Genomic DNA, 19225 nt, shown 5'->3' with positions numbered 1-19225 from the left:
CGCTCACCCCGTCTTGCGGGCGCGCCGGGGGCTCTTCTTGGCGGCCTTGGCCGGCTTCTTCTTCGCCGCCTTCCGGACCGGCTCCTTGGCCGCGGCCTTCTTCGCCGGCGTGCGCTTCTTGGCGTCCAGGCTCTTCTGCAGCAGCGCCATGAAGTCCACCACGTTGGTGGCCGCGTCCTCGCGCGCGACCGGCTCGTCCTCGATCCGCGTGGTGCCGCCCTTCTGCTTGATGCGCTTGCGCAGGATGTCCTGCAGCCGCTCGCGGAACTCGTCGTGGTAGTCGTCGGGCTTCCAGTCGCCGGACATCGACTCCACCAGCTGCGAGGCCATCGCGATCTCCTTGTCGCTGATGCGGTACTTGGACAGGCTCTCGCCCGGCAGGCGGTATTCCTCCGGATCGACCAGCTCCTGCGGATAGCGCAGCAGCAGCAGTACCAGCGCGTCGCCGTGCGGCATCACCGCGGACAGGTATTCGCGGGTGCGGATCACCACCCGCGCGATGCCGACCTTGCCGGCCTTGCGCAGCGTCTCGCGCAGCAGCACGTAGCCCTTCTCGGCCTTCTTGCCCGGCACCAGCAGGTAGGGTTTCTCGTAGTAGCGCGGGTCGATCGCGTCGGCGTCGACGAAGGTCTCCACCTCCACGGTCTCGTGGCTTTCCGGCGCGGCGGCGCGGATGTCCTCCTCCTCGAGCACGACGTAGCTGCCCTTCTCGTACTCGAAGGCCTTGACGATCTCCTTCCAGGGCACTTCCTCGCCGGTCTCGGCGTTGACCCGCTCGAAGCGGATCGGCGAGTTGTCGCGCGAATCGAGCATGCGGAAGTGCAGGTCGGTGCGGCGCTCGCCGCTCATCAGCGACACCGGCACGTTGAGCAGGCCGAAGGAGAGGGTCCCCGACCAGATCGGCCGCGCCATCAGTGCCGCGCCTCGTGCACGGCCGCGACCGGGATGTGGTCCAGCGCCAGCCACGCGTCCTCCACCACCGGGCGGGCGCGCCGCCAGCTCAACCGCGAGGAGCCGCGCATGCGCTCCCACTGCGCGGCCAGCTCGTCCTCGACGCCGTCCTGCGGCGCGCGGGGCCAGTCGGCGGCATGGGTGAGCAGGGCGAAGGCGTAGGCCGGGTACAGGTCGCGCCAGCTCGGCCCGCCGCGCCGGCGCCGGCGCCGGTAGTCGGCCAGGCTGTAGTGGCGGAAATCCTGGGCCACCCCGCCGGGTTCGGGCTGGGGCAGGCTGCCGGGCAGCGCCGCGGGCGACGACGGTTCGAGTTGGGCAAACAGGCGGCGGTCGGGGCGACGTTCGAAGGTGCGCATGGCACGGCTCCGGCATCGGCGGAAGGGGCGTCCAGCTGTAGCGCCGCCGCCGTTAGCGAGGCGTGACAACCGGCATGCGCCATTGGCGCGGTTTTCACCGGCATGGCGGTGGACTGCACGTCCCCGCTGCATGCATGGAGGTACGCCATGTCACGGTCACGCGATCCGCTCCGCGGACAACCCTCGCCCCCGGGCGAGCAGCGCGGCAAGCACGACACCCAGGAGGCCGAGGACCGCGGTGCCGGGCGCGATCCGGGCGAGGCTCTTTCCGGCGAGGACGAGCGCCCGGCGCGGCTGCCCGGCCGCGTGGCCGGCGAGATCGGCAGCGGCCTGACGGTCGACGCCGAGGCCGGCCCGGACCCGGCCAAGTCGCGCGACCGCAAGGACCCGCCGGAACGGCCCGGCGCGGGCTCCCGCGAGGACCCGGAGCAGCGCGCCCGCCGCAAGCAGCACGAGAGCGAGAACCAGGACGAGGCGCTGGAAGAGACCTTCCCCGCCAGCGACCCGACCTCGCCGTTCGTGCCGGCCAAGGCGCCGGATTGAGCCTGCCCGGCTGCGCGGCGGGTCAGATCCGGCCCGCCGCGCGCAGGGCCGCGAGCTCGGCCTCGGTGAACAGCCGCGAGCGCACCAGGAAGCGCATGCCCTCGCCGTTCTCCAGCGAGAACATGCCGCCGCGGCCTTCCACCACGTCGATGACCAGCTGCGTGTGCTTCCAGTACTCGAACTGCGCAGGTCCGATGTAGAAGCGGGCGCCCCCGATCCGCCCGAGCAGCACGTCGCGGTCGCCGACGACGAACTCGCCCACCGGGAAGCACATCGGCGACGAACCGTCGCAGCAGCCGCCGGATTGGTGGAACAGCAAGGGGCCATGCCGGGCGCGCAACCGTTCGATCAACGCCAGCGCGGCGGGCGTGGCCACCACCTGGGGCGGGACGGGAGCTTCGGGCACGGGATCGGGGGAGTGCATGGCACGCTCCTGCGGCAGGGCCGGCGCAAGCTCCCGGCGCCGCACCCGCGGGAGGGCACGGGCACGACGCCGGGTTCGCTCACGCGGCCAGGTCGAGCACGATGCGGCCTTCGATCCGGCCCTGGTGCATGCGCCCGAACACGTCGTTGATGTTCTCCAGCCGGTCGGTGGCCACCGTCGCCTTGACCTTGCCCATCTCGGCGAACTCCAGCGATTCCTGCAGGTCCAGCCGGGTGCCGACGATCGAGCCGCGCACGGTCACGCCGTTGAGCACCATGCCGAAGATGTCCAGCGGGAACTGGCCCGGCGGCAGCCCGTTGAGCGAAATCGTGCCGCCGCGCCGGACCATGCCGATCGCCTGCTCGAAGGCCTTCGGCGAGACCGCCGTGACCAGCGCGCCGTGCGCGCCGCCGATCTCCTTCCTGAGGTAGGCCACGGGATCGGCGGTCGCGGCGTTGACCGCCACCGCCGCGCCCAGCCGCCTGGCGAGGTCGAGCTTGGCGTCGTCCACGTCGACGGCGGCCACGTTCAGGCCCATCGCCTTGGCGTACTGCACCGCCATGTGGCCGAGGCCGCCGATGCCGGAGATCACCACCCAGTTGCCGGGACGGGTGTCGGTCATCTTCAGGCCCTTGTAGACGGTGACGCCGGCGCACAGCACCGGGGCGATGTCGACGAAGCCTATGTTCTTCGGCAGGTGGCCGACGTAGTCGGCGTTGGCCAGGGCGTATTCGGCGAAACCGCCGTTGACCGAGTAGCCGGTGTTCTTCTGGCCCTCGCACAACGTCTCCCAGCCGCCCAGGCAGTGCTCGCAGTGGCCGCAGGCCGAGTACAGCCACGGGATGCCGACGCGGTCGCCTTCCTTGACGTGGCCGACGCCCGCGCCCACCGCCACCACGTGGCCGACGCCCTCGTGGCCGGGGATGAAGGGCGGGTTCGGCTTCACCGGCCAGTCGCCCTCGGCCGCGTGCAGGTCGGTGTGGCAGACGCCGCAGGCCTCGATCTTGACCAGGATGTCGCCGGCGCCGGGCCGCGGCACCTCGACTTCCTCGATGGCCAGCGGCTTGCCGAACTCGCGGACCACTGCGGCCTTCATCGTCTTGTTCACATCGCGCTCCTAGGTCGTGTCGTTGGGGAAAGTACTGCCGGCGCGCGGCCGGAAGCGTTGATCCGGATCAATCGCGCTCCGGGCGGAAGGCGCTCCCGCCCCGGGGGCGAGGACGCGAGTCCCGCCCCCGGGAAGGGGAAGGCCGCGGGCTTCAGAAGAAGCCCAGGGCCTTGGGCGAGTAGCTCACCAGCAGGTTCTTGGTCTGCTGGTAGTGGTCCAGCATCATCTTGTGGTTCTCGCGGCCGATGCCGGATTGCTTGTAGCCGCCGAACGCGGCATGCGCCGGGTAGGCGTGGTAGCAGTTGGTCCACACCCGGCCTGCCTGGATCGCGCGGCCCACCCGGTACAGGCGCGAGGCGTCGCGGCTCCACACGCCGGCGCCGAGCCCGTACAAGGTGTCATTGGCGATGTCCAGCGCCTCGGCCTCGTCCTTGAACGTGGCCACCGAGACCACCGGCCCGAAGATCTCCTCCTGGAAGATGCGCATCCGGTTGTGCCCCTTGAACACGGTCGGCTTGACGTAGAAGCCGCCGCTAAGCTCGCCGCCGAGCCGGTTGCGCTCGCCGCCGATCAGCACTTCGGCGCCCTCCTGCCGGCCGATGTCGATGTAGCTCAGGATCTTCTCCAGCTGCTCGGAGGAGGCCTGCGCGCCGACCATGGTGTTCGGATCGAGCGGGTTGCCCTGCCGGATGGCCGCCACGCGGGCCAGGGCCTTTTCCATGAACTTCTCGTAGATCGATTCCTGCACCAGCGCGCGCGAGGGACAGGTGCAGACCTCGCCCTGGTTGAAGGCGAACAGCACGAAGCCCTCGATCGCCTTGTCGAGGAAATCGTCGTCCTCGGCCATCACGTCGGCGAAGAAGAGGTTGGGCGACTTGCCGCCCAGCTCCAGCGTCACCGGGATCAGGTTCTGGCTGGCGTACTGCATGATCAGCCGGCCCGTGGTGGTCTCGCCGGTGAAGGCGATCTTGGCGATGCGGGGGCTGGACGCCAGCGGCTTGCCGGCCTCCAGGCCGAAGCCGTTCACCACGTTGAGCACGCCGGGCGGCAGCAGGTCGCCGATCAGCTCCAGCAGCACCAGGATCGAGGCCGGGGTCTGCTCGGCCGGCTTGAGCACCACGCAGTTGCCCGCCGCCAGCGCCGGCGCCAGCTTCCAGCACGCCATCAGCAGCGGGAAGTTCCACGGGATGATCTGCCCGACCACGCCGAGCGGCTCGTGGAAGTGGTAGGCGACGGTATCGCGGTCGATCTCGGAGATGCCGCCCTCCTGGGTGCGCACCGCGCTGGCGAAGTAGCGCAGGTGGTCGGCGCACAGCGGGATGTCGGCATTGAGCGTCTCGCGCACCGGCTTGCCGTTGTCCCAGGTCTCGGCGTAGGCGAGCAGTTCGAGGTTCTGCTCGATGCGGTCGGCGATCCTCAGCAGCAGGTTGGCGCGCTCGGTCGCGCTGGTCCTGCCCCAGGCGTCCCTGGCGGCGTGCGCGGCATCGAGCGCGGCCTCGACGTCGTCGGCGTTGGAGCGCGCGACCGAGGTGATGACCTTGCCGGTGATCGGCGTGGTGTCGTCGAAGTACTGGCCGCTCCTGGGTTCCACCCACCGGCCGCCTATGAAATTGCCGTAGCGCGGCTTGAAGATCGACTGCGGATCGGTGGCGAACGACTTGACGGACGTGACGGCATTCATGGATCGGGCTCCGGCTGTGAAGTGATGCCCTGGCGGGCGCTCCCTGCAGGCGCAAGACCGATGCCAACTTCGCGCTGCTGCATTGCATCAGCGCCGCCGGCCGCGCCAATGCGGGCGGTGGCGACGATCCCTGTTGCGACGCGTCACGCGCGGCGATTGCGCGCGGTCGGCGGTTGTGATGTTTATCGGGACAGTGATCGTTCGGACTGTCGCAATTTGCGACGGCGGGAGGCGGCTATGGCGGTGCAATCGCAGTCCAGGCTCGACCAGGCGCGGCGCTCGTTCTTCGAGCGCGGCAATGCCCCGGTCGGGCAGGTACCCGACACCATCCTGCGCTCGTGGCGGCGCTGCCAGCGCGCGGGCCTGGCCGCCGAACGCGCACCGGACATCGAACCGGTCGCGCCCGCGCGCCTGCGCGAGATGCGCGAGCGCCACGAACGGCTGTGGCGGCTGGCGCGCGCCGAACTGGAAGGATTGTCCGCCGATGCCGCCGCCGCCGGCAGCATCGTGCTGCTCACCGACGAGGCCGGCTGGATCCTCGACGCCGAAGGCAGCACCGGTTTCCTCGACAAGGCCGGCCGGGTCGCGCTGATGCCGGGCGCCTGCTGGGGCGAACACGTGGTGGGCACCAACGCGATCGGGACGGCGATCGTGGAGGCGCGGTCGGTCGAGGTGCGCGGCGGCGAGCACTACCTGGCGCCGCACGGCATCCTCAGTTGCTCGGCTTCGCCGATCCTGGATCCCTACGGCCGGGTCGCCGGGGTGCTGGACATCTCCGGCGACGCGCGCATCCCGCACCTGCACGCGCTCGGGTTGGCGCGCCGCGCGGTCGCCAGCATCGAGCACCGCTGGTTCGACGAGGGCATCGCCGACGCCGAGTTGCTGCGCATCCACCACGACCCGGCCCTGCTGGGCACGGCCCACGAGGGCCTGCTGGCGTTCCGGGCAGGACGGTTGGTGGCCGCCAATCGCGCCGGGCTGCAGCTGTTCGGGCTGGATCGCCACGAGATCGGCCGGGCGCGCTTCGAGGCGCTGTTCGAGGAACCGCTCTCGCGATTGCGCGGCGACGGCGCCCTGTTCGATCGCCAGGGCCGGCCGCTGTACGGCACGGTCGACGACGGCGAGGCGCCGCGCCGGCGCTCGCACGCGGCGCCGGCACGCTCGCGTGCGCCCGGTGGCGTCGCGCCGTTGTTCGACGCGGCCGGCGAAGCGCTGCTCGCCCGGGCCCGGCGGGTGCTCGACGCCGGCCTGCCGGTCCTGGTGCAAGGCGAGACCGGCAGCGGCAAGGAGGTGTTCGCGCGCGAGTTGCACCGGCGCTGCGCGCGGTCCGGCAAGGCCTTCGTCGCGGTCAACTGCGCGGCACTGCCCGAGACGCTGATCGAGGCCGAGCTGTTCGGCTACGAGGAAGGCGCCTTCACCGGGGCGCGCAAGCAGGGCAGCCCCGGCCTGCTGCGCCAGGCCGACGGCGGCGTGCTGTTCCTCGACGAGATCGGCGACATGCCCCTGGCGCTGCAACCGCGCCTGCTGCGCGTGCTGCAGGAACGCGAGCTGTCGCCGCTCGGCGGCGGCAAGCCGGTCAAGCTGGATTTCGCGCTGGTCTGCGCCACCCACCAGGACCTCGAACGGGCCATCGCCGAAGGCCGCTTCCGCGCCGATCTCTACTATCGCATCGCCGACCACGTGGTACGGCTGCCCGCGCTGCGCGACCATGCCGACCGCGGCGCGCTGGTCCAGGCGCTGTGGGCGCAATTGGCGCAGGGCCGCCGCCTCTCCGCCGACGCGCTCGACGCGCTCGCCGGCTACGGCTGGCCCGGGAACCTGCGGCAACTGGCGGCGTGCCTGCGCACGCTGGTGGCGCTCAGCGACCCGGGCGATACGCTCGGGCGCGACGCGTTGCCGGCCTACCTCGCCACGTGGCGACCGGCGCCTTCCCCTGCCTTCGCGCCGGCGGAGGCCGGCCGGCTCGACGCCTTGCAGGAAGCGGCGATGCGCCAGGCCCTGGCCGACTGCGGCGGCAACGTCACGCGCGCCGCGCAGCGGCTCGGCATCAGCCGCAGCACGCTGTATCGCAAGCTGGGAGCGGGGGGGCAGCGCCGAGCGGCACCCGATGCTTCATGACGCGCATGCCGCGGCATGGCGCCATGCCTTGCCGCGGATCCTCGGCGGCATCGTTCCGCATGCCGCCGGCGGACGCCGGCAATACCCGCGGACTGGTACGCGGCGATCGCCGCGATGACGCCGGCAGGCGCGGCGCACGGCCGCATGCGCTCAGACCGTCGCCAGTATCCGCTGCCGCTGCGCGGCACGTTCCTCGTCGTCGATCAGGCCGGCGTCATGCAGCTCCTCGAGCTGGCGCAATCGCGCCGGCACTTCGCGCGCGCGCATTTTCCGCATCGCCATCGCATGGCCGCACCACGCTCCCAGCGCCGCGCCGAAGAGCAGCGGCACGAGCGCGATGAGCAGCAGCAGCGTCGAAGTACTGACCATCCGTTGTCTCCCTCCTTCGTACCGGCCGTACCTTATGCCGGCGCGCCGCCGCCGGCAACGCGCGTGCCGCCCGCCGGCCTCAACCGCCGCCCTGGAAGAACCGCGCAAGCTCGGCGAGGTCCTGCGTCTCCGTCGTGCCGCGGCCGCCGGACAACCGGAGCCGCGGCTCGGCCACGCGCGGGGAAGGCACCTTGCCGTCGCCGTCGATGTCGCGCGGATCGACGACGCCTTCGAGCTGCACGTAGCCACCGGCGCCCGACAGGGCCTTCTGCCCGCGCACCAGCCAGCGGCCGTCGTACAGCTGGCGGATCACCGTGACCGTCATGCCGCCATCGCCGCGCCGCAGCCAGCCGGCGAGCGGGTTGCCGGGCGCGCCATCGCGCGCGGCGTCCTCGAAGCGCACATGCAGCCACCGGCCGACCACGCCTTCCCGTCCGGCCGGTGGTGCGTTCGACACGACCGGTCCCGGCGCGTATTCCACCGCCGTCTGCGTCATCGGCCCGGCTTCCCTGCGCCGTTCGCGGTAATCGCCGATCGACTGCCGCAACTGCATCGACTTCATGTACAGCGGATAGCAGCCGCTGCACGAGAGCACGGGCAACAGCACCAGCGGCAACGCGGGAATCTTCATCGGCATGGGCGGAGCGGGAGGGCAAGCGCGCCCGCGGCGGGACCGAAGACCCGCCTGCCGGCGCATCGGGAGGCATCGCCCGATCCCCGACCGGGCCCCCGCGATTGTTGCCGCCGGGCATGGCCCGGGTTTGCCGGCGCAGCCAAACGCCGCCACACGGAGCCGCGTCGCGGCTCAGCGTGAACCTGCGCGCCCGCTCACTCGCGCCCGGCTCCGAACTCCCACTGCAAGCCGACGGTGTAGCCCCGCGACGGGCCCGGTTCGTAGTAGCGCCCGTTGCCGTCGTTGACGATCACCGAGCCGATGTAGTCGCGGTCCAGCGCGTTGTCGATGCGGGCGAACGCGCGCACCGCGCCGTGCGCGGTGTTCCAGCGCCGCGCCGCTTCCAGGTTGAGCAGGGCATAGCCCGGCGCCGAGGCGGTGGCGAGATCGTTGGCGAGGGTGTCGCCGGACGCCGCGCCTTCGACCGCGAACTGCCACGCCGCCGGCTGCCACTGCCAGCGCGCGAACAGCTGCTGGCGCGGCACGCCCGGCAGGCGCGAGCCGGCCGCGACCAGCGCGTCGGGCACCGCGCAGCCGCTGGCGGCGCAGACCCGGTAGCCGTCGCGCACCGTCGCGTCGAGGAAGGTGTAGGCGAGCTGCAGCTGCTGGTCGCGGCCGACCGGCAGCAGGAAGTCCATCTCCGCGCCCTGGCGGCGGGTGCGGCCGATGTTGCGGTAGGTGCTGCGGCCGTTGGTGTTGCTCGCCACCGCCAGCTCGTCGTCGGTCTCGGCGCGGAACAATGCCAGCTCCAGCCGCGCGCCGGCCTGGTTGCGCCACTTCGCGCCGAGCTCGTAGTTGCGGCTCTTGGCCGCGGCCAGGTCCAGCGCCAGGCCGGCGCCGCCGTCGTTGCGATAGCCCAGCTCGTTGAAGGTCGGCGTCTCGAAGCCGCGCCCGGCCGAGGCGTACAGGCGCAGGTCGTCGCTGGCCTTGAACACCAGGCCCGCCACCGGCGTGGTGGCCGAATAATCGCGGCGGCCGCTGTCGTCGGGATTGCGCGCGGTGACGTAGCGGTCCACCGAGCGGAAGCGCACCTCGCTGTGGCGCACGCCCAACAACGCCGACCAGCGTTCGCTCCATTGCCACCAGGCCTGGGCGAACTGGTCCACGTTCTCGACGGTATCGCGCTGGTCGCGGCGCAGGCCGCCCTTCACGCCGAGCGTGTCGCCGACGAAGTTCTCGTAGCCGCGGCGGTGCTGGCGCTGGCGGTCCACGTTGGCGCCGGCGGTCACGTCCAGCGGCCGGCCCAGCAGCTCGCCCTGCCAGGCCCAGCGCGCGTCCGCGCCGCCGTAGTCGCCGTCCAGGTCGATCACGCCGCCGGCATGCAGCGGATTAGCCTGGGTCGCCTTCGGAATCGACTGGTATTGCTCGACCTCGCGCTGGCCGGCATAGGCCATCAGGCGCAGCGTCTGGGTATCGAATTGCTGGGTGAACACCGCGCCGGCCTGCGCCTGCCGCACCGACTTGCGCGTGTCGTACTGGTAGGCCACCGCCGTGGCCTGGCGCGGATCGGCCTTCGCCTGCGCCCAGGTCAAGCCGAGCGGGTCCTGCGCGTCGGGCGCGTCGAGGTAGTTGAACACCAGGTCGAGCCGGCTGCGCTCGGCCAGATCGATACCGAACCGGGCGTTGGCCGAGTCGCGCCGCGCGCGGCTGTGGTCGCGCCAGCCATCGGTCTCGAAGTGGTTGGCAGCGATGTTGTAGTGGACCGGCCCCTGCTGCCCGAGCAGCTGCGCACCGGTGCTGGAAGTGCCATACGAGCCGTAGCTGGTACGCACCCGCCAAGGATCGCCGGGCCGGCCGTCGGCGCTCCACAGCTGCACCACGCCGCCGGAGGAATTGCCGTACAGCGCCGAGAACGGCCCGCGCAGCACCTCGATGCGCTCGGCGCCGAGCACGTTGAAGTGCGACAGCTGCGCCTGGCCGTCTGGCATCGTCGCCGGCACCCCGTCCACGTACAGGCGCACGCCGCGCACGCCGAAGGTCGAGCGCGCGCCGAAGCCGCGGATCGACAGCTGGGTGTCCTGGGCGTAGTTCTGCCGCTCGCGCGCGACCACGCCCGGGATGCCGTCGAGCAGCTCGGACGCCTGCGCGGCGCGGCCGTTCAGGTCGCGGCCCACGCCGACGGAGGACAGCGAGGCGGGCAGGTCGAAATCGTCCACGTCCTGCACGCGCGCCGCCTCGACCTGCACGGCGGGAAGGGTGGCGGGCCGGTCGCCGGGCATTTCGGCATGGACGACCGGGGCGAGGCCGGCGGCCAGCAGGCCGCACAGCGGGAGGAGAGGGGCGCATCGCATCCGCGCATTCTCGCCCGGGCGGCGTCAAGGCCGCACCGTTTCCGATGAAACGCCTTGCCACCTGGGCCTGCCGGCCCTGTTACGATTGGCTGCTTTCCGGCCGCGCAAGGCGGCCGCGAGCGCCGGCAACACCCCACCTCCGCTTCCCAACGAGTACCGCCGTGTCCTTCTTTGCAAACGTGGAATTGGTCCCAGGCGACCCGATCCTGGGCCTGACCGAGGCCTACAACGCCGACAGCCGCCCCAACAAGGTCAACCTGGGCGTGGGCATCTATTACGACGAGAACGGCCGCATCCCGCTGCTGCGTTCCGTCTACCAGATCGAGCAGCAGCTCGCGCTGGACGCCAAACCGCGCGGCTACCTGCCGATCGACGGCCTGGCCGCCTACGACAAGGCCACCCAGCAGCTGCTGTTCGGGGCCGATTCCGCGCTGCTGGCCGCCGGCCGCGTCGCCACCGCGCAGACCATCGGCGGCTCCGGCGCGCTGCGCGTCGGCGCCGACCTGCTCAAGAAGCTGCTGCCCAAGGCCACCGTCGCCATCTCCAACCCGAGCTGGGAGAACCACCGCGCGGTGTTCGGCGCCGCCGGCTTCGAGGTGGTGGACTACACCTACTTCGACGCGGCCTCGCACGGGCTGGACTTCGCCGGCATGCTCGCCGACCTGCAGAAGCTGGAGCCGGGCACCGTGGTGCTGCTGCACGCCTGCTGCCACAACCCGACCGGCGCCGACCTGACCCGCGAGCAGTGGCAGCAGGTCGCCGGAGTGCTCAAGGAGCGCCAGCTGTTCCCGTTCGTCGACATCGCCTACCAGGGCTTCGACAAGGGCATCGCCGAGGACGCCTACGCCGTGCGCCTGCTGGGCGAGGCCGGCATCGACAGCTACGTGGTCGCCAGCTCGTACTCCAAGTCGTTCTCGCTGTACGGCGAGCGCGTCGGCGCGCTGTCGGTGGTCGCCCCGACCGCCGCCGACGCCAAGGCCGTGCAGTCGCAGATCAAGCGCATCATCCGCACGATCTACTCCAGCCCGTCCACGCACGGCGCGCAACTGGTGGCCGGCGTGCTGACCAGCGCCGAACTGCGCCAGGTGTGGGAGCAGGAACTGACCGAGATGCGCGAGCGCATCCACGCGCTGCGCGCCGGCCTGGTGCAGAAGCTGGCCGACCTGGGCGCGCCGGAGTTCGCCTTCATCCAGCAGCAGGCGGGCATGTTCTCGTACTCCGGCCTGACCAAGCCGCAGGTGGACCGCCTGCGCGAGGAGTTCGCGATCTACGCCGTCGGCAGCGGCCGCATCTGCGTGGCCGCGCTGAACCAGAACAACCTGGAGTACGTGGCCCAGGCCGTGGCGACGGTCAGCAAGAGCTGATCGCCGCGCGATCGAGAACGAAGCCGGGAGCGCGCAAGCCTCCCGGCTTTTTTCATGCCTTCCACCCGCCATCTCCCTGCAGGAGCCGCTGTTGCGGGAGCCACTTTTCTAGGAGCCACTTTTCTGGGAGCGGCTTTTCTGGGAGCGGCTTCAGCCGCGATGGGGCTTTCTCATTGCCCCCCACATGGATGCGCAGGCTGTTGCAGAAGAATCTGCATGAAGGCCCCATCGCGGCTGATGGCCCTAGGCCACATAGACCCGCTCCCACAGAAGCCACCCCACCGCATCCCTGTGGGAGGGACTTCAGTCCCGACGGGCTTTACCGGGAAAGCCTGTCGGGACTGAAGTCCCTCCCACAAAGGCTCTCTATCCCCCATCCACTGCGGGGAAAGCTCCATCGCCGCCGACGGCCCCAGGCCACCCATCGGACATCCCCTCGCATCGAAATCTAACGCCACACCCGCGACAATAGCGGTCCACTTCCTACGCAAGGCCACCGCTCCCCATGTCGCGCACCTCGCTGACCCGATTCCTGATCGAAGAACAACACGCCGGCCGCATCGACGCCGAACTGCGCCAGCTCATCAGCATCGTCGCCCGCGCCTGCAAGCGCATCTCCATCGCGGTGAGCAAGGGCGCCCTGGGCGACGTGCTCGGCGACGCCGGCACCGGCAACGTGCAGGGCGAGGCGCAGAAGAAGCTCGACGTGCTCAGCAACGACATCCTGATCGAGGCCAACGCCTGGGGCGGCCACCTCGCCGCCAGCGCCTCGGAGGAGATGGAGCACAGCCAGCCGGTGCCGGACCAGTACCCGCGCGGCGACTTCCTGCTGCTGTTCGATCCCCTCGACGGCAGCTCCAACATCGACGTCAACGTCTCGGTCGGCACCATCTTCTCCGTGCTGCGCGCCCCGCCCGGAACCGAGAAGCCCGGCGACGAACACTTCCTGCAACCGGGCACGCGCCAGGTCGCGGCCGGCTACTGCATCTACGGCCCCAGCACGATGCTGGTGCTGACCCTCGGCCACGGCACCCACGCCTTCACCCTGGAGCGCGAGGAAGGCAGCTTCCTGCTGACCCAGCCGGACATGCGCATTCCCGAGGACACCAGGGAATTCGCCATCAACATGTCCAACCAGCGCCACTGGGAAGCCCCGATGCAGGGCTACGTCGCCGACCTGCTGGCCGGCAAGGAAGGCCCGCGCGGCAAGGACTTCAACATGCGCTGGATCGCCAGCATGGTCGCCGACGTGCACCGCATCCTCACCCGCGGCGGCATCTTCATCTACCCCTGGGACAAGAAGGACCCGGGCAAGCCCGGCAAGCTGCGCCTGATGTACGAAGCCAACCCCATGGGCTTCCTGGTCGAACAGGCCGGCGGCGCCGCCACCACCGGCCGCGAACGCATCCTGGAGATCCAACCCACCGGCCTGCACCAGCGCGTCCCGGTATTCCTCGGGTCGAAGAACGAAGTGGCCGAGGCGACGCGGTATCACTTGGAACATGATCGCAAGTAGGAACGAGCCGCCGCTTCTATCGGCTCGACAATCAGACGTTTCTCCGTTACACCCGCTTCCAAGCGGGTGTAACTATTACGGCCGCAGAAACATGGTGTAACGCAGGTATCCAGCTTCCCCGGTGGCTCATGGAATTTCCAACCCCATCAATCAGTTACGGGAAATTGACGTAACGATCATAAGCGGCGAGCATCGCACTAGGCCGCAATTGGGCGGTCCAACAGGTGTTAGCTGCTATGAAAGTAATGGCGATGTGTCCGCAATGCATCCTTGATCAGACGAAGCAAGGAAAGCAGCCGCGCTTCAACCCAATCGTTGGAGAGTTGGATGATAACGGCACTATCCATGTAACCTGCGATAGGAAGCACTACGGCGTCGTTCTGTATAACTCTCGAAGATATGAGGTGCTAGTAAAGTCTGCGGCACGCGCGTTTCTAGACGGCTATACCAACGAAGTTGTTGCTGTCATGTCGTCCGCCTTGGAACGGGCTTACGAGTTTTACATCCGAGTGTCCTGTCGAGCCAAAGATTTAGCTCAAGAGAGAGTCGACGCAGCTTGGAAAAGCGTAGCTGCCCAGTCAGAGCGGCAATTCGGCGCGTTCCAGTTCCTATACCTCCAAGATAATCAGCTCCCGTTTACGCTGGACCCCTTAGTGACTGAGGTAAGGAACAAGGTAGTTCATCGCGGCAAGATCGTGCGAGAAGCCGAGGCATTGAACTTTGCGGAGAAGGTTTTTTCGGCAATACGCCACCTCGACGACACGCTTCAGTCTAAGTTTGCAGACCACGTAAAGGCGGAGGCCGAACGTGAAATCAAAGTTCAAGAAGATAACATTCCTGCTGGTATCGAGCACGTGACTCTATCTGCAAAAACGGTGAACGTTGACACCTCAAAGAACGAGGTTATTGGCACAGTAACTAGGTTCATCGAGCATGTTGCGGCAATACATCAATCCCGAGAACGTGGATTTCCGGACTAACAGCTAACAATTCATTCAAGCCGACACCGCTTCGCGGCGCGGCTTAATTTAGGCGTTAGGGCGCATATGGCAGACAATCGCGACCTTCTAGAACTGCAAAAGCTCTATTTCGAGAGCCATAGCAAGTACGCGTACTTTCTCATGGGCGCCACAGGTGCCGCTCTCGGCTATGCCCTACAAAAGCTCGACGGCCTTGCCATGACTTGGTGGGTTGCTCCAGGCATATTTTCGGTCCTTTGCTGGCTTACTAGCTTCTATGCCGGCTGCAAGAGAATCACCTGGGCTCATCGGGCCATTCATGCCAACTACGACTATCTTCAGCTGCAGCGCGGGGTCCACTCCCATCAGCCAGAGACCTCAGCGGAAACCCAATACGCTATTGAGGGGAGGCAGAATGATGCATTGGGCAATATCAAGAGCTCCTCCTTCTATCTCAAGCTTCAGTTCTGGCTCTTGGCCACAGGACTTATCGCGTTCGTTGGCTGGCGTCTTCTCGAGATGTTTCGTATCCCGGTTGCGCCCTAACAATTCACTCAAGTCGAAGCCGCTTCGCGGCTCGGCTTAATTCAGGCGTTAGGCCGCAATGAAAGTTCTCGCAACTGCCCTCTTTGCCGTCCTCGTATCAGGCTGTGCCTCAGCACCGGTGCAAACTGGCACCGTCACGTCTCCGGCTCCTGACCTCGTAACAGGCACATGGGACTTTGTTGTTGCCGGCAAGGGCGCACCCCAGTCGTTCAGTTTTTCCCTCACGGATATTCCCGCCGAGACTTGCATATCGGGCACTTGGTACCAAGCACAGCCGCTCTCTGCTCCAAAGGGTTCGGTGTCCCGATCGGCCTATCAATACCAATCCGGCAAGCTTGAGATTCTTCTTTCTTCGGAGTTATGCGACGCCTACACTTCGTTCATCGGTAGCGTTTCCGGCGCGAGCTTCGAGGGTTCTCATGTCTCCTATGGCCTATTTGGCGGCATAGAGCATGGCAAGGTTAGCGGCGCATTGCGGCACTAGTCGGTTGCCGCCTAACAGTTCATTCAAGCCGAACCCGCTTCGCGGCTCGGTTTAATTCGGGCATTGGACGACCATTACGGCAGTCACGCCTGATTCGGCGCGATACCCAGGCAGAACGGCTCCAAACACGCCGGCAGGTCGCAGCGTCTGTGCTGAAACATTGGCTCTCTCGGTGATACAGGCGCGCCACCGAGCTGGTAGCGCGCCTGCACAATCCAGCAAAAGCCAGCATCAGTGCATGGACAAGCGGTGCAACGGTTCTGCTCGTGCCACTGCATAGACCGCTCGTTCCTCGCTTACGCCGGATCGGCGGGAAGCACCGTTCCCAAGCGACTGGGCCTCTATCTGGTCCAACAGGCCACGTACCGTCTCCACGGCGTCGAAGATCGCATGGCCGACCAGAGGCAAGGTGCCGTCTGCGAACTCGGCCGTGTCGCTGGCTGCCACGACGTCGCCGTGGGCCGAGATCGTCTGGATGAGGCGGTCGAGCGCGTCGAACTGGTCCGTCGTGAGTCCGAAGGCGAAATCAGCCGCATCCGCTTTCTCGCCAGGCTTTTTCTCATCGGGTTCTTTCGATTCCCCTTCGTGCAGATCGTCTCGCTCGGCTTTGTTCTTCCTCTCGGTGCGCCGTGCTGGCCAGGACACTTCGTCCAGCACCAGGTCCATCTGTTCCGCCAGCAGCTCCATGCAGAATGCCAACTCGTCCATGCCGATTTCCGGCGCGACATCGCGCTCATTCGCCGTGCGCGGCTGCGCCAGCCTGCCCAGGAACTTCACGTAATCGCTCAGCCTCACCAGCCGCAACTGGCTGTCCTCGGGCAGGAAATAACCCGGCATATCCCTATCGTCGTACGCATGCTCTGACATCGTCGCCTCCTCATTCCCTAGAGTGGCCCGTCCGTCGCAAAGGACGGACGGGAAGTCGGGAGGTTCGAAACCGCACACAGACGGCGGGCGTATTCCCCTTGCGGGTGTTGTATTAGCCGCCCTCCCGACGCAGGCATCGCGTCGGTTGCGCCTGCAGGAAACATGCAGGCACAAAAAACCCACCGGTTTGTCGGAGGTGGGTACCGCTGTGTGAGGAGTTTCGACGCTCCTTGGAAGCGAGAATGCTACCGCGGGAACGCGGCGTCAACAGCAGGACGGTATGCCGTGCCTACCTGGAAAGCCTTGCGGCCAACATGCCGGGGCGATTCCATGGCTCCGTTTCGACAACTAGGACATTGCCGGCCGCCGCCGCATGACCATGGTCACTTGACCCGATCGCCCGCGGGGAACGATGGTCCCGTTCCTGGCGCGCCGCATCGGGGTGGATGCGCCCCGATGGGAGACTCGTCCACGTGGATCGCCGCACTTTCCTCACGCTTTCCGGGCTCGGCGCGGCCGGGCTGCTGCTGCCGCATACGCGCCTGGTCGCGGCCGAGCAGTTGCTGGTGCCGGCCGATGCCGCGCGCAACCGGCGGCTGGCCGATACCGCGTTGAGCACGGCCAGGGCCGCCGGCGCCCGCTACTGCGACGTGCGCGTGGGGCGCTACCTGCGCCAGTTCGTGATCACGCGCGAGGCGCGGGTGGAGAACGTGGTCAACGCCGAGTCGATGGGCGTGGGCGTGCGGGTCATCGCCGACGGCGCCTGGGGCTTCGCCGCGACCAATACCCTGACCTCCGACGGCGTGGCGGCCGCCACGCGCCAGGCGCTGGCGATCGCGCGCGCCAACGCGAAGCTCGCCGCGACGCCGGTGCAGCTGGCGCCGCTGGAGGGCGTGGGCGAGGCGAGCTGGCGCACGCCGATCAAGCGCAACGCGATGGAGGTGCCGCTGCAGGAAAAGGTCGCGCTGCTGATGGACATCAACGCCGCCGCGCAGAACGCCGGCGCCGACTTCGTCGCCTCGCGGCTGTTCTGCATCAACGAGCAGAAGTACTTCGCCAGCAGCGACGGTTCCTACATCGACCAGGACGTGCACCGGTTGTGGCTGCCGTTCACCGTCACCGCGGTGGACAAGGCCAGCGGCAGGTTCCGCACCCGCGATGGGCTGGGCGCGCCGGTCGGCATGGGCTACGAGTACCTGGACGGGGATGCGTCGCAGAAGCACCACCTTCCCGGTGGCGTGGTCGGCTACGGGCTGTCCTACGATCCGCGCGAGGACGCGGTCGCCGCGGCGAAGCAGGCGCGCGCCAAGCTCGCCGCGCCGTCGGTGAAGCCGGGCAAGTACGACCTGGTGATCGACCCGAGCAACCTGTTCCTGACCATCCACGAGTCGGTCGGGCACCCGCTGGAGCTGGACCGCGTGCTCGGCTACGAGGCCAACTACGCCGGCACCAGCTTCGCCACGCTCGACAAGCGCGGCAGCTTCCGCTGGGGCAGCGCGCCGGTGAACTTCGTCGCCGACAAGACCCGCGCCGGCAGCCTCGGCGCGGTCGGCTACGACGACGAGGGCGTGAAGACCAAGCAATGGGACCTGGTGAAGGACGGCATCCTGGTCGACTACCAGTGCACGCGCGACCAGGCGCACATCCTCGGCAAGACCGCTTCGGACGGCTGCAGCTACGCCGATGCCTGGTCGAACGTGCAGTTCCAGCGCATGCCCAACGTATCGTTGATGCCGGGCAAGGCGCCGCTGTCGGTCGAGCAGATGATCGCCGGGGTGGAGAAGGGCCTGTACATCCACGGCCGCGCCTCGTACTCGATCGACCAGCAGCGCTACAACGCGCAGTTCGGCGGGCAGCTGCTGTTCGAGATCGAGCACGGCAAGGTGACCCGGCTGGTCGAGGACGGCGCGTACCAGATCCGCACGCCGGAGTTCTGGAACTCGGTCAGCGCGATCTGCGACGAGCGCGATTTCCGGCTGGGCGGTTCGTTCTTCGACGGCAAGGGCCAGCCGAGCCAGGTCTCGGCGGTGTCGCACGGCTCGGCGACGACGCGCTTCGACGGGGTGAACGTGATCAACACGGCGCGCTCGCTGGGATGAGGACGCGGGCGCGCCTTCGCGCGCCCGTGCCCCGCCGCGAGGCCTTCGCGCCTCAGCGGGTGGTGTAGCCGCCGTTGACCAGGATGGTCTGGCCGGTCATCCACCAGCCCTCGGACACCAGGAAGCGGATCCACGGCACGATGTCCTCGATGTCGGTCAGGCCGGTCCTGGAGAACGGCGACAGCGCCGCCGCGGTCTTGTGGTAGGCCACCGCGTCGTCGCTCTCGGCCGGGTAGAAGAACGGCGTGTCCATCGGGCCGGGGCCGATCGCGGTGACCGAGATGCCGCGCTCGCCGAACTCCTTGGCGGCCGCGCGCGTGTAGTGCTCCACCGGCGCCTTGGTGCCGGCGTAGCTGGAGTAGAACGGCGTGAACGCGCCCAGCAGCGAGGTCACCAGGGTGCAGACCTTGCCGTTGTCGGCCAAGTGGCGGCCGGCTTCCTTGAGGAAGAAGAAGGCGGTCTTGTTGTTGACCGCGTCCATCCGGTCGAACTCGGCCTCGCCGATCTCCACCATCGGCTTCTTCAGCACCCTGCCGACCGTGTTGACCGCGATGTCGATGCGGCCCAGCGCGGCCTTGGCGTCGGCGAACAGCTTCTCCACCGCGGCGGCCGCGGTGAGGTCGGCCTGGAACAGGTGCGCCTGGGCGCCGGCCTCGCGCACCGCGGCCGCGGTGGCTTCCGCGTCGGCGCGGCTGGCGTCGCTGTTGTAGTGGATGGCGATGGCGGCCGCGCCCTGCTTGGCCAGGTCGCGTGCGAGCAGGCCGCCGAGGTTCTTGGCGCCGCCGGCGATCAGCACGGTCTTGCCCTGGATGCGGTGGTCGGTCATGACGGTTCTCCTGTTGGAACGGCGTGCGTGCCGTGGTGAGGGCCAGCGTA

General features: G+C 68.4%; 18 protein-coding genes. 8 read left to right on the top strand and 10 right to left on the bottom strand.

Annotation, left to right across the window (positions count from 1 at the left end):
- Positions 1–3: 3 nt before the first annotated feature.
- Positions 4–912, bottom strand: coding sequence for a non-homologous end joining protein Ku (gene ku, locus FD678_RS13920; protein WP_140724707.1), 909 nt, complete (start codon positions 910–912; stop codon positions 4–6).
- Positions 912–1307: a hypothetical protein gene (locus FD678_RS13915; RefSeq protein WP_218569728.1), complete on the bottom strand. Its 396-nt coding sequence runs from the start codon at positions 1305–1307 to the stop codon at positions 912–914. Before FD678_RS13915 ends, ku begins: the two co-directional genes overlap by 1 nt.
- 147 nt (positions 1308–1454) lie before the next feature.
- Here FD678_RS13915 and FD678_RS13910 point away from each other — a divergent pair, with 147 nt between their 5' ends.
- Positions 1455–1850, top strand: coding sequence for a hypothetical protein (locus tag FD678_RS13910; protein ID WP_140724704.1), 396 nt, complete (start codon positions 1455–1457; stop codon positions 1848–1850).
- Between the two features lie 22 nt (positions 1851–1872).
- On the opposite strand, the gene FD678_RS13905 is transcribed toward FD678_RS13910, so the two are convergent.
- From FD678_RS13905 to adh, 3 genes are all read right to left on the bottom strand, one after another.
- Positions 1873–2274 carry a DUF779 domain-containing protein gene (locus FD678_RS13905; protein WP_140724701.1) on the bottom strand — a complete coding sequence of 134 codons (402 nt, stop codon included), beginning with the start codon at positions 2272–2274 and terminating at the stop codon, positions 1873–1875.
- Between the two features lie 79 nt (positions 2275–2353).
- Positions 2354–3382, bottom strand: a complete 1029-nt coding sequence (adhP, locus tag FD678_RS13900) for an alcohol dehydrogenase AdhP (protein WP_140724698.1) — start codon at positions 3380–3382, stop codon at positions 2354–2356.
- A gap of 151 nt (positions 3383–3533) precedes the next feature.
- Complete coding sequence (gene adh, locus FD678_RS13895; protein WP_140724695.1) at positions 3534–5063, bottom strand: aldehyde dehydrogenase; 1530 nt, start codon at positions 5061–5063, stop codon at positions 3534–3536.
- A 237-nt stretch (positions 5064–5300) separates the two neighbouring features.
- Here adh and FD678_RS13890 point away from each other — a divergent pair, with 237 nt between their 5' ends.
- Positions 5301–7181 (top strand): sigma-54-dependent Fis family transcriptional regulator, encoded by a 1881-nt coding sequence (locus FD678_RS13890; RefSeq protein ID WP_140724692.1) that lies wholly within the window; start codon positions 5301–5303, stop codon positions 7179–7181.
- 150 nt (positions 7182–7331) lie between these two features.
- On the opposite strand, the gene FD678_RS13885 is transcribed toward FD678_RS13890, so the two are convergent.
- From FD678_RS13885 to FD678_RS13875, 3 genes are all read right to left on the bottom strand, one after another.
- Positions 7332–7550, bottom strand: a complete 219-nt coding sequence (locus FD678_RS13885) for an SHOCT domain-containing protein (RefSeq protein WP_140724688.1) — start codon at positions 7548–7550, stop codon at positions 7332–7334.
- 79 nt (positions 7551–7629) lie between these two features.
- A complete protein-coding gene (locus FD678_RS13880) occupies positions 7630–8187 on the bottom strand; it encodes a flagellar basal body L-ring protein FlgH (RefSeq protein WP_177497802.1) in 558 nt (185 codons plus the stop codon).
- 191 nt (positions 8188–8378) lie between these two features.
- Positions 8379–10514 (bottom strand): TonB-dependent receptor family protein, encoded by a 2136-nt coding sequence (locus tag FD678_RS13875; protein WP_140724682.1) that lies wholly within the window; start codon positions 10512–10514, stop codon positions 8379–8381.
- Between the two features lie 161 nt (positions 10515–10675).
- Here FD678_RS13875 and FD678_RS13870 point away from each other — a divergent pair, with 161 nt between their 5' ends.
- The 5 genes from FD678_RS13870 (at position 10676) to FD678_RS13850 (ending at position 15383) form a co-directional block, all read left to right on the top strand.
- Positions 10676–11878, top strand: coding sequence for an amino acid aminotransferase (locus tag FD678_RS13870; RefSeq protein WP_140724679.1), 1203 nt, complete (start codon positions 10676–10678; stop codon positions 11876–11878).
- 505 nt (positions 11879–12383) lie between these two features.
- Positions 12384–13394, top strand: coding sequence for a class 1 fructose-bisphosphatase (locus FD678_RS13865; RefSeq protein WP_140724677.1), 1011 nt, complete (start codon positions 12384–12386; stop codon positions 13392–13394).
- 236 nt (positions 13395–13630) lie between these two features.
- Positions 13631–14374 (top strand): hypothetical protein, encoded by a 744-nt coding sequence (locus FD678_RS13860; RefSeq protein ID WP_140724675.1) that lies wholly within the window; start codon positions 13631–13633, stop codon positions 14372–14374.
- A gap of 66 nt (positions 14375–14440) precedes the next feature.
- The gene (locus tag FD678_RS13855; protein ID WP_140724673.1) at positions 14441–14899 is read left to right on the top strand and encodes a hypothetical protein; all 459 of its coding nucleotides are present in this window, start codon (positions 14441–14443) and stop codon (positions 14897–14899) included.
- Positions 14900–14957: 58 nt separating this feature from the next.
- Entirely contained in the window at positions 14958–15383 is a 426-nt protein-coding gene (locus tag FD678_RS13850; RefSeq protein ID WP_140724671.1) for a hypothetical protein, read from the top strand.
- A gap of 231 nt (positions 15384–15614) precedes the next feature.
- Here the strand turns inward: FD678_RS13850 and FD678_RS13845 are convergent, their stop codons facing one another.
- Entirely contained in the window at positions 15615–16250 is a 636-nt protein-coding gene (locus tag FD678_RS13845; protein ID WP_140724669.1) for an XAC0095 family protein, read from the bottom strand.
- Between the two features lie 473 nt (positions 16251–16723).
- Here FD678_RS13845 and FD678_RS13835 point away from each other — a divergent pair, with 473 nt between their 5' ends.
- Entirely contained in the window at positions 16724–18349 is a 1626-nt protein-coding gene (locus FD678_RS13835; protein ID WP_177497800.1) for a TldD/PmbA family protein, read from the top strand.
- Between the two features lie 52 nt (positions 18350–18401).
- Here the strand turns inward: FD678_RS13835 and FD678_RS13830 are convergent, their stop codons facing one another.
- Complete coding sequence (locus FD678_RS13830) at positions 18402–19175, bottom strand: SDR family oxidoreductase (RefSeq protein WP_140724664.1); 774 nt, start codon at positions 19173–19175, stop codon at positions 18402–18404.
- Between the last annotated feature and the right edge of the window lie 50 nt (positions 19176–19225).

This window comes from Pseudomonas sp. Hp2 (assembly GCF_006386585.1).
GTDB classification, from domain to species: domain Bacteria; phylum Pseudomonadota; class Gammaproteobacteria; order Xanthomonadales; family Xanthomonadaceae; genus Pseudomonas_S; species Pseudomonas_S boreopolis.
Note: the sequence above shows the minus strand (reverse complement) of the source record. Positions and strands in the feature narration are given on the sequence as shown.

What these genes read in the sequence shown, in the direction of transcription:
- FD678_RS13865 (WP_140724677.1), top strand. Translation starts at nt 12,384, where the DNA reads ATGTCGCGCACCTCGCTGACCCGATTCCTGATCGAAGAACAACACGCC.
- adh (WP_140724695.1), bottom strand. Translation starts at nt 5,063, where the DNA reads ATGAATGCCGTCACGTCCGTCAAGTCGTTCGCCACCGATCCGCAGTCG.
- FD678_RS13850 (WP_140724671.1), top strand. Translation starts at nt 14,958, where the DNA reads ATGAAAGTTCTCGCAACTGCCCTCTTTGCCGTCCTCGTATCAGGCTGT.
- FD678_RS13845 (WP_140724669.1), bottom strand. Translation starts at nt 16,250, where the DNA reads ATGTCAGAGCATGCGTACGACGATAGGGATATGCCGGGTTATTTCCTG.
- FD678_RS13905 (WP_140724701.1), bottom strand. Translation starts at nt 2,274, where the DNA reads ATGCACTCCCCCGATCCCGTGCCCGAAGCTCCCGTCCCGCCCCAGGTG.
- FD678_RS13860 (WP_140724675.1), top strand. Translation starts at nt 13,631, where the DNA reads ATGAAAGTAATGGCGATGTGTCCGCAATGCATCCTTGATCAGACGAAG.
- FD678_RS13880 (WP_177497802.1), bottom strand. Translation starts at nt 8,187, where the DNA reads ATGCCGATGAAGATTCCCGCGTTGCCGCTGGTGCTGTTGCCCGTGCTC.
- FD678_RS13890 (WP_140724692.1), top strand. Translation starts at nt 5,301, where the DNA reads ATGGCGGTGCAATCGCAGTCCAGGCTCGACCAGGCGCGGCGCTCGTTC.
- FD678_RS13875 (WP_140724682.1), bottom strand. Translation starts at nt 10,514, where the DNA reads ATGCGATGCGCCCCTCTCCTCCCGCTGTGCGGCCTGCTGGCCGCCGGC.
- ku (WP_140724707.1), bottom strand. Translation starts at nt 912, where the DNA reads ATGGCGCGGCCGATCTGGTCGGGGACCCTCTCCTTCGGCCTGCTCAAC.
- FD678_RS13910 (WP_140724704.1), top strand. Translation starts at nt 1,455, where the DNA reads ATGTCACGGTCACGCGATCCGCTCCGCGGACAACCCTCGCCCCCGGGC.
- FD678_RS13830 (WP_140724664.1), bottom strand. Translation starts at nt 19,175, where the DNA reads ATGACCGACCACCGCATCCAGGGCAAGACCGTGCTGATCGCCGGCGGC.
- FD678_RS13855 (WP_140724673.1), top strand. Translation starts at nt 14,441, where the DNA reads ATGGCAGACAATCGCGACCTTCTAGAACTGCAAAAGCTCTATTTCGAG.
- FD678_RS13915 (WP_218569728.1), bottom strand. Translation starts at nt 1,307, where the DNA reads ATGCGCACCTTCGAACGTCGCCCCGACCGCCGCCTGTTTGCCCAACTC.
- FD678_RS13885 (WP_140724688.1), bottom strand. Translation starts at nt 7,550, where the DNA reads ATGGTCAGTACTTCGACGCTGCTGCTGCTCATCGCGCTCGTGCCGCTG.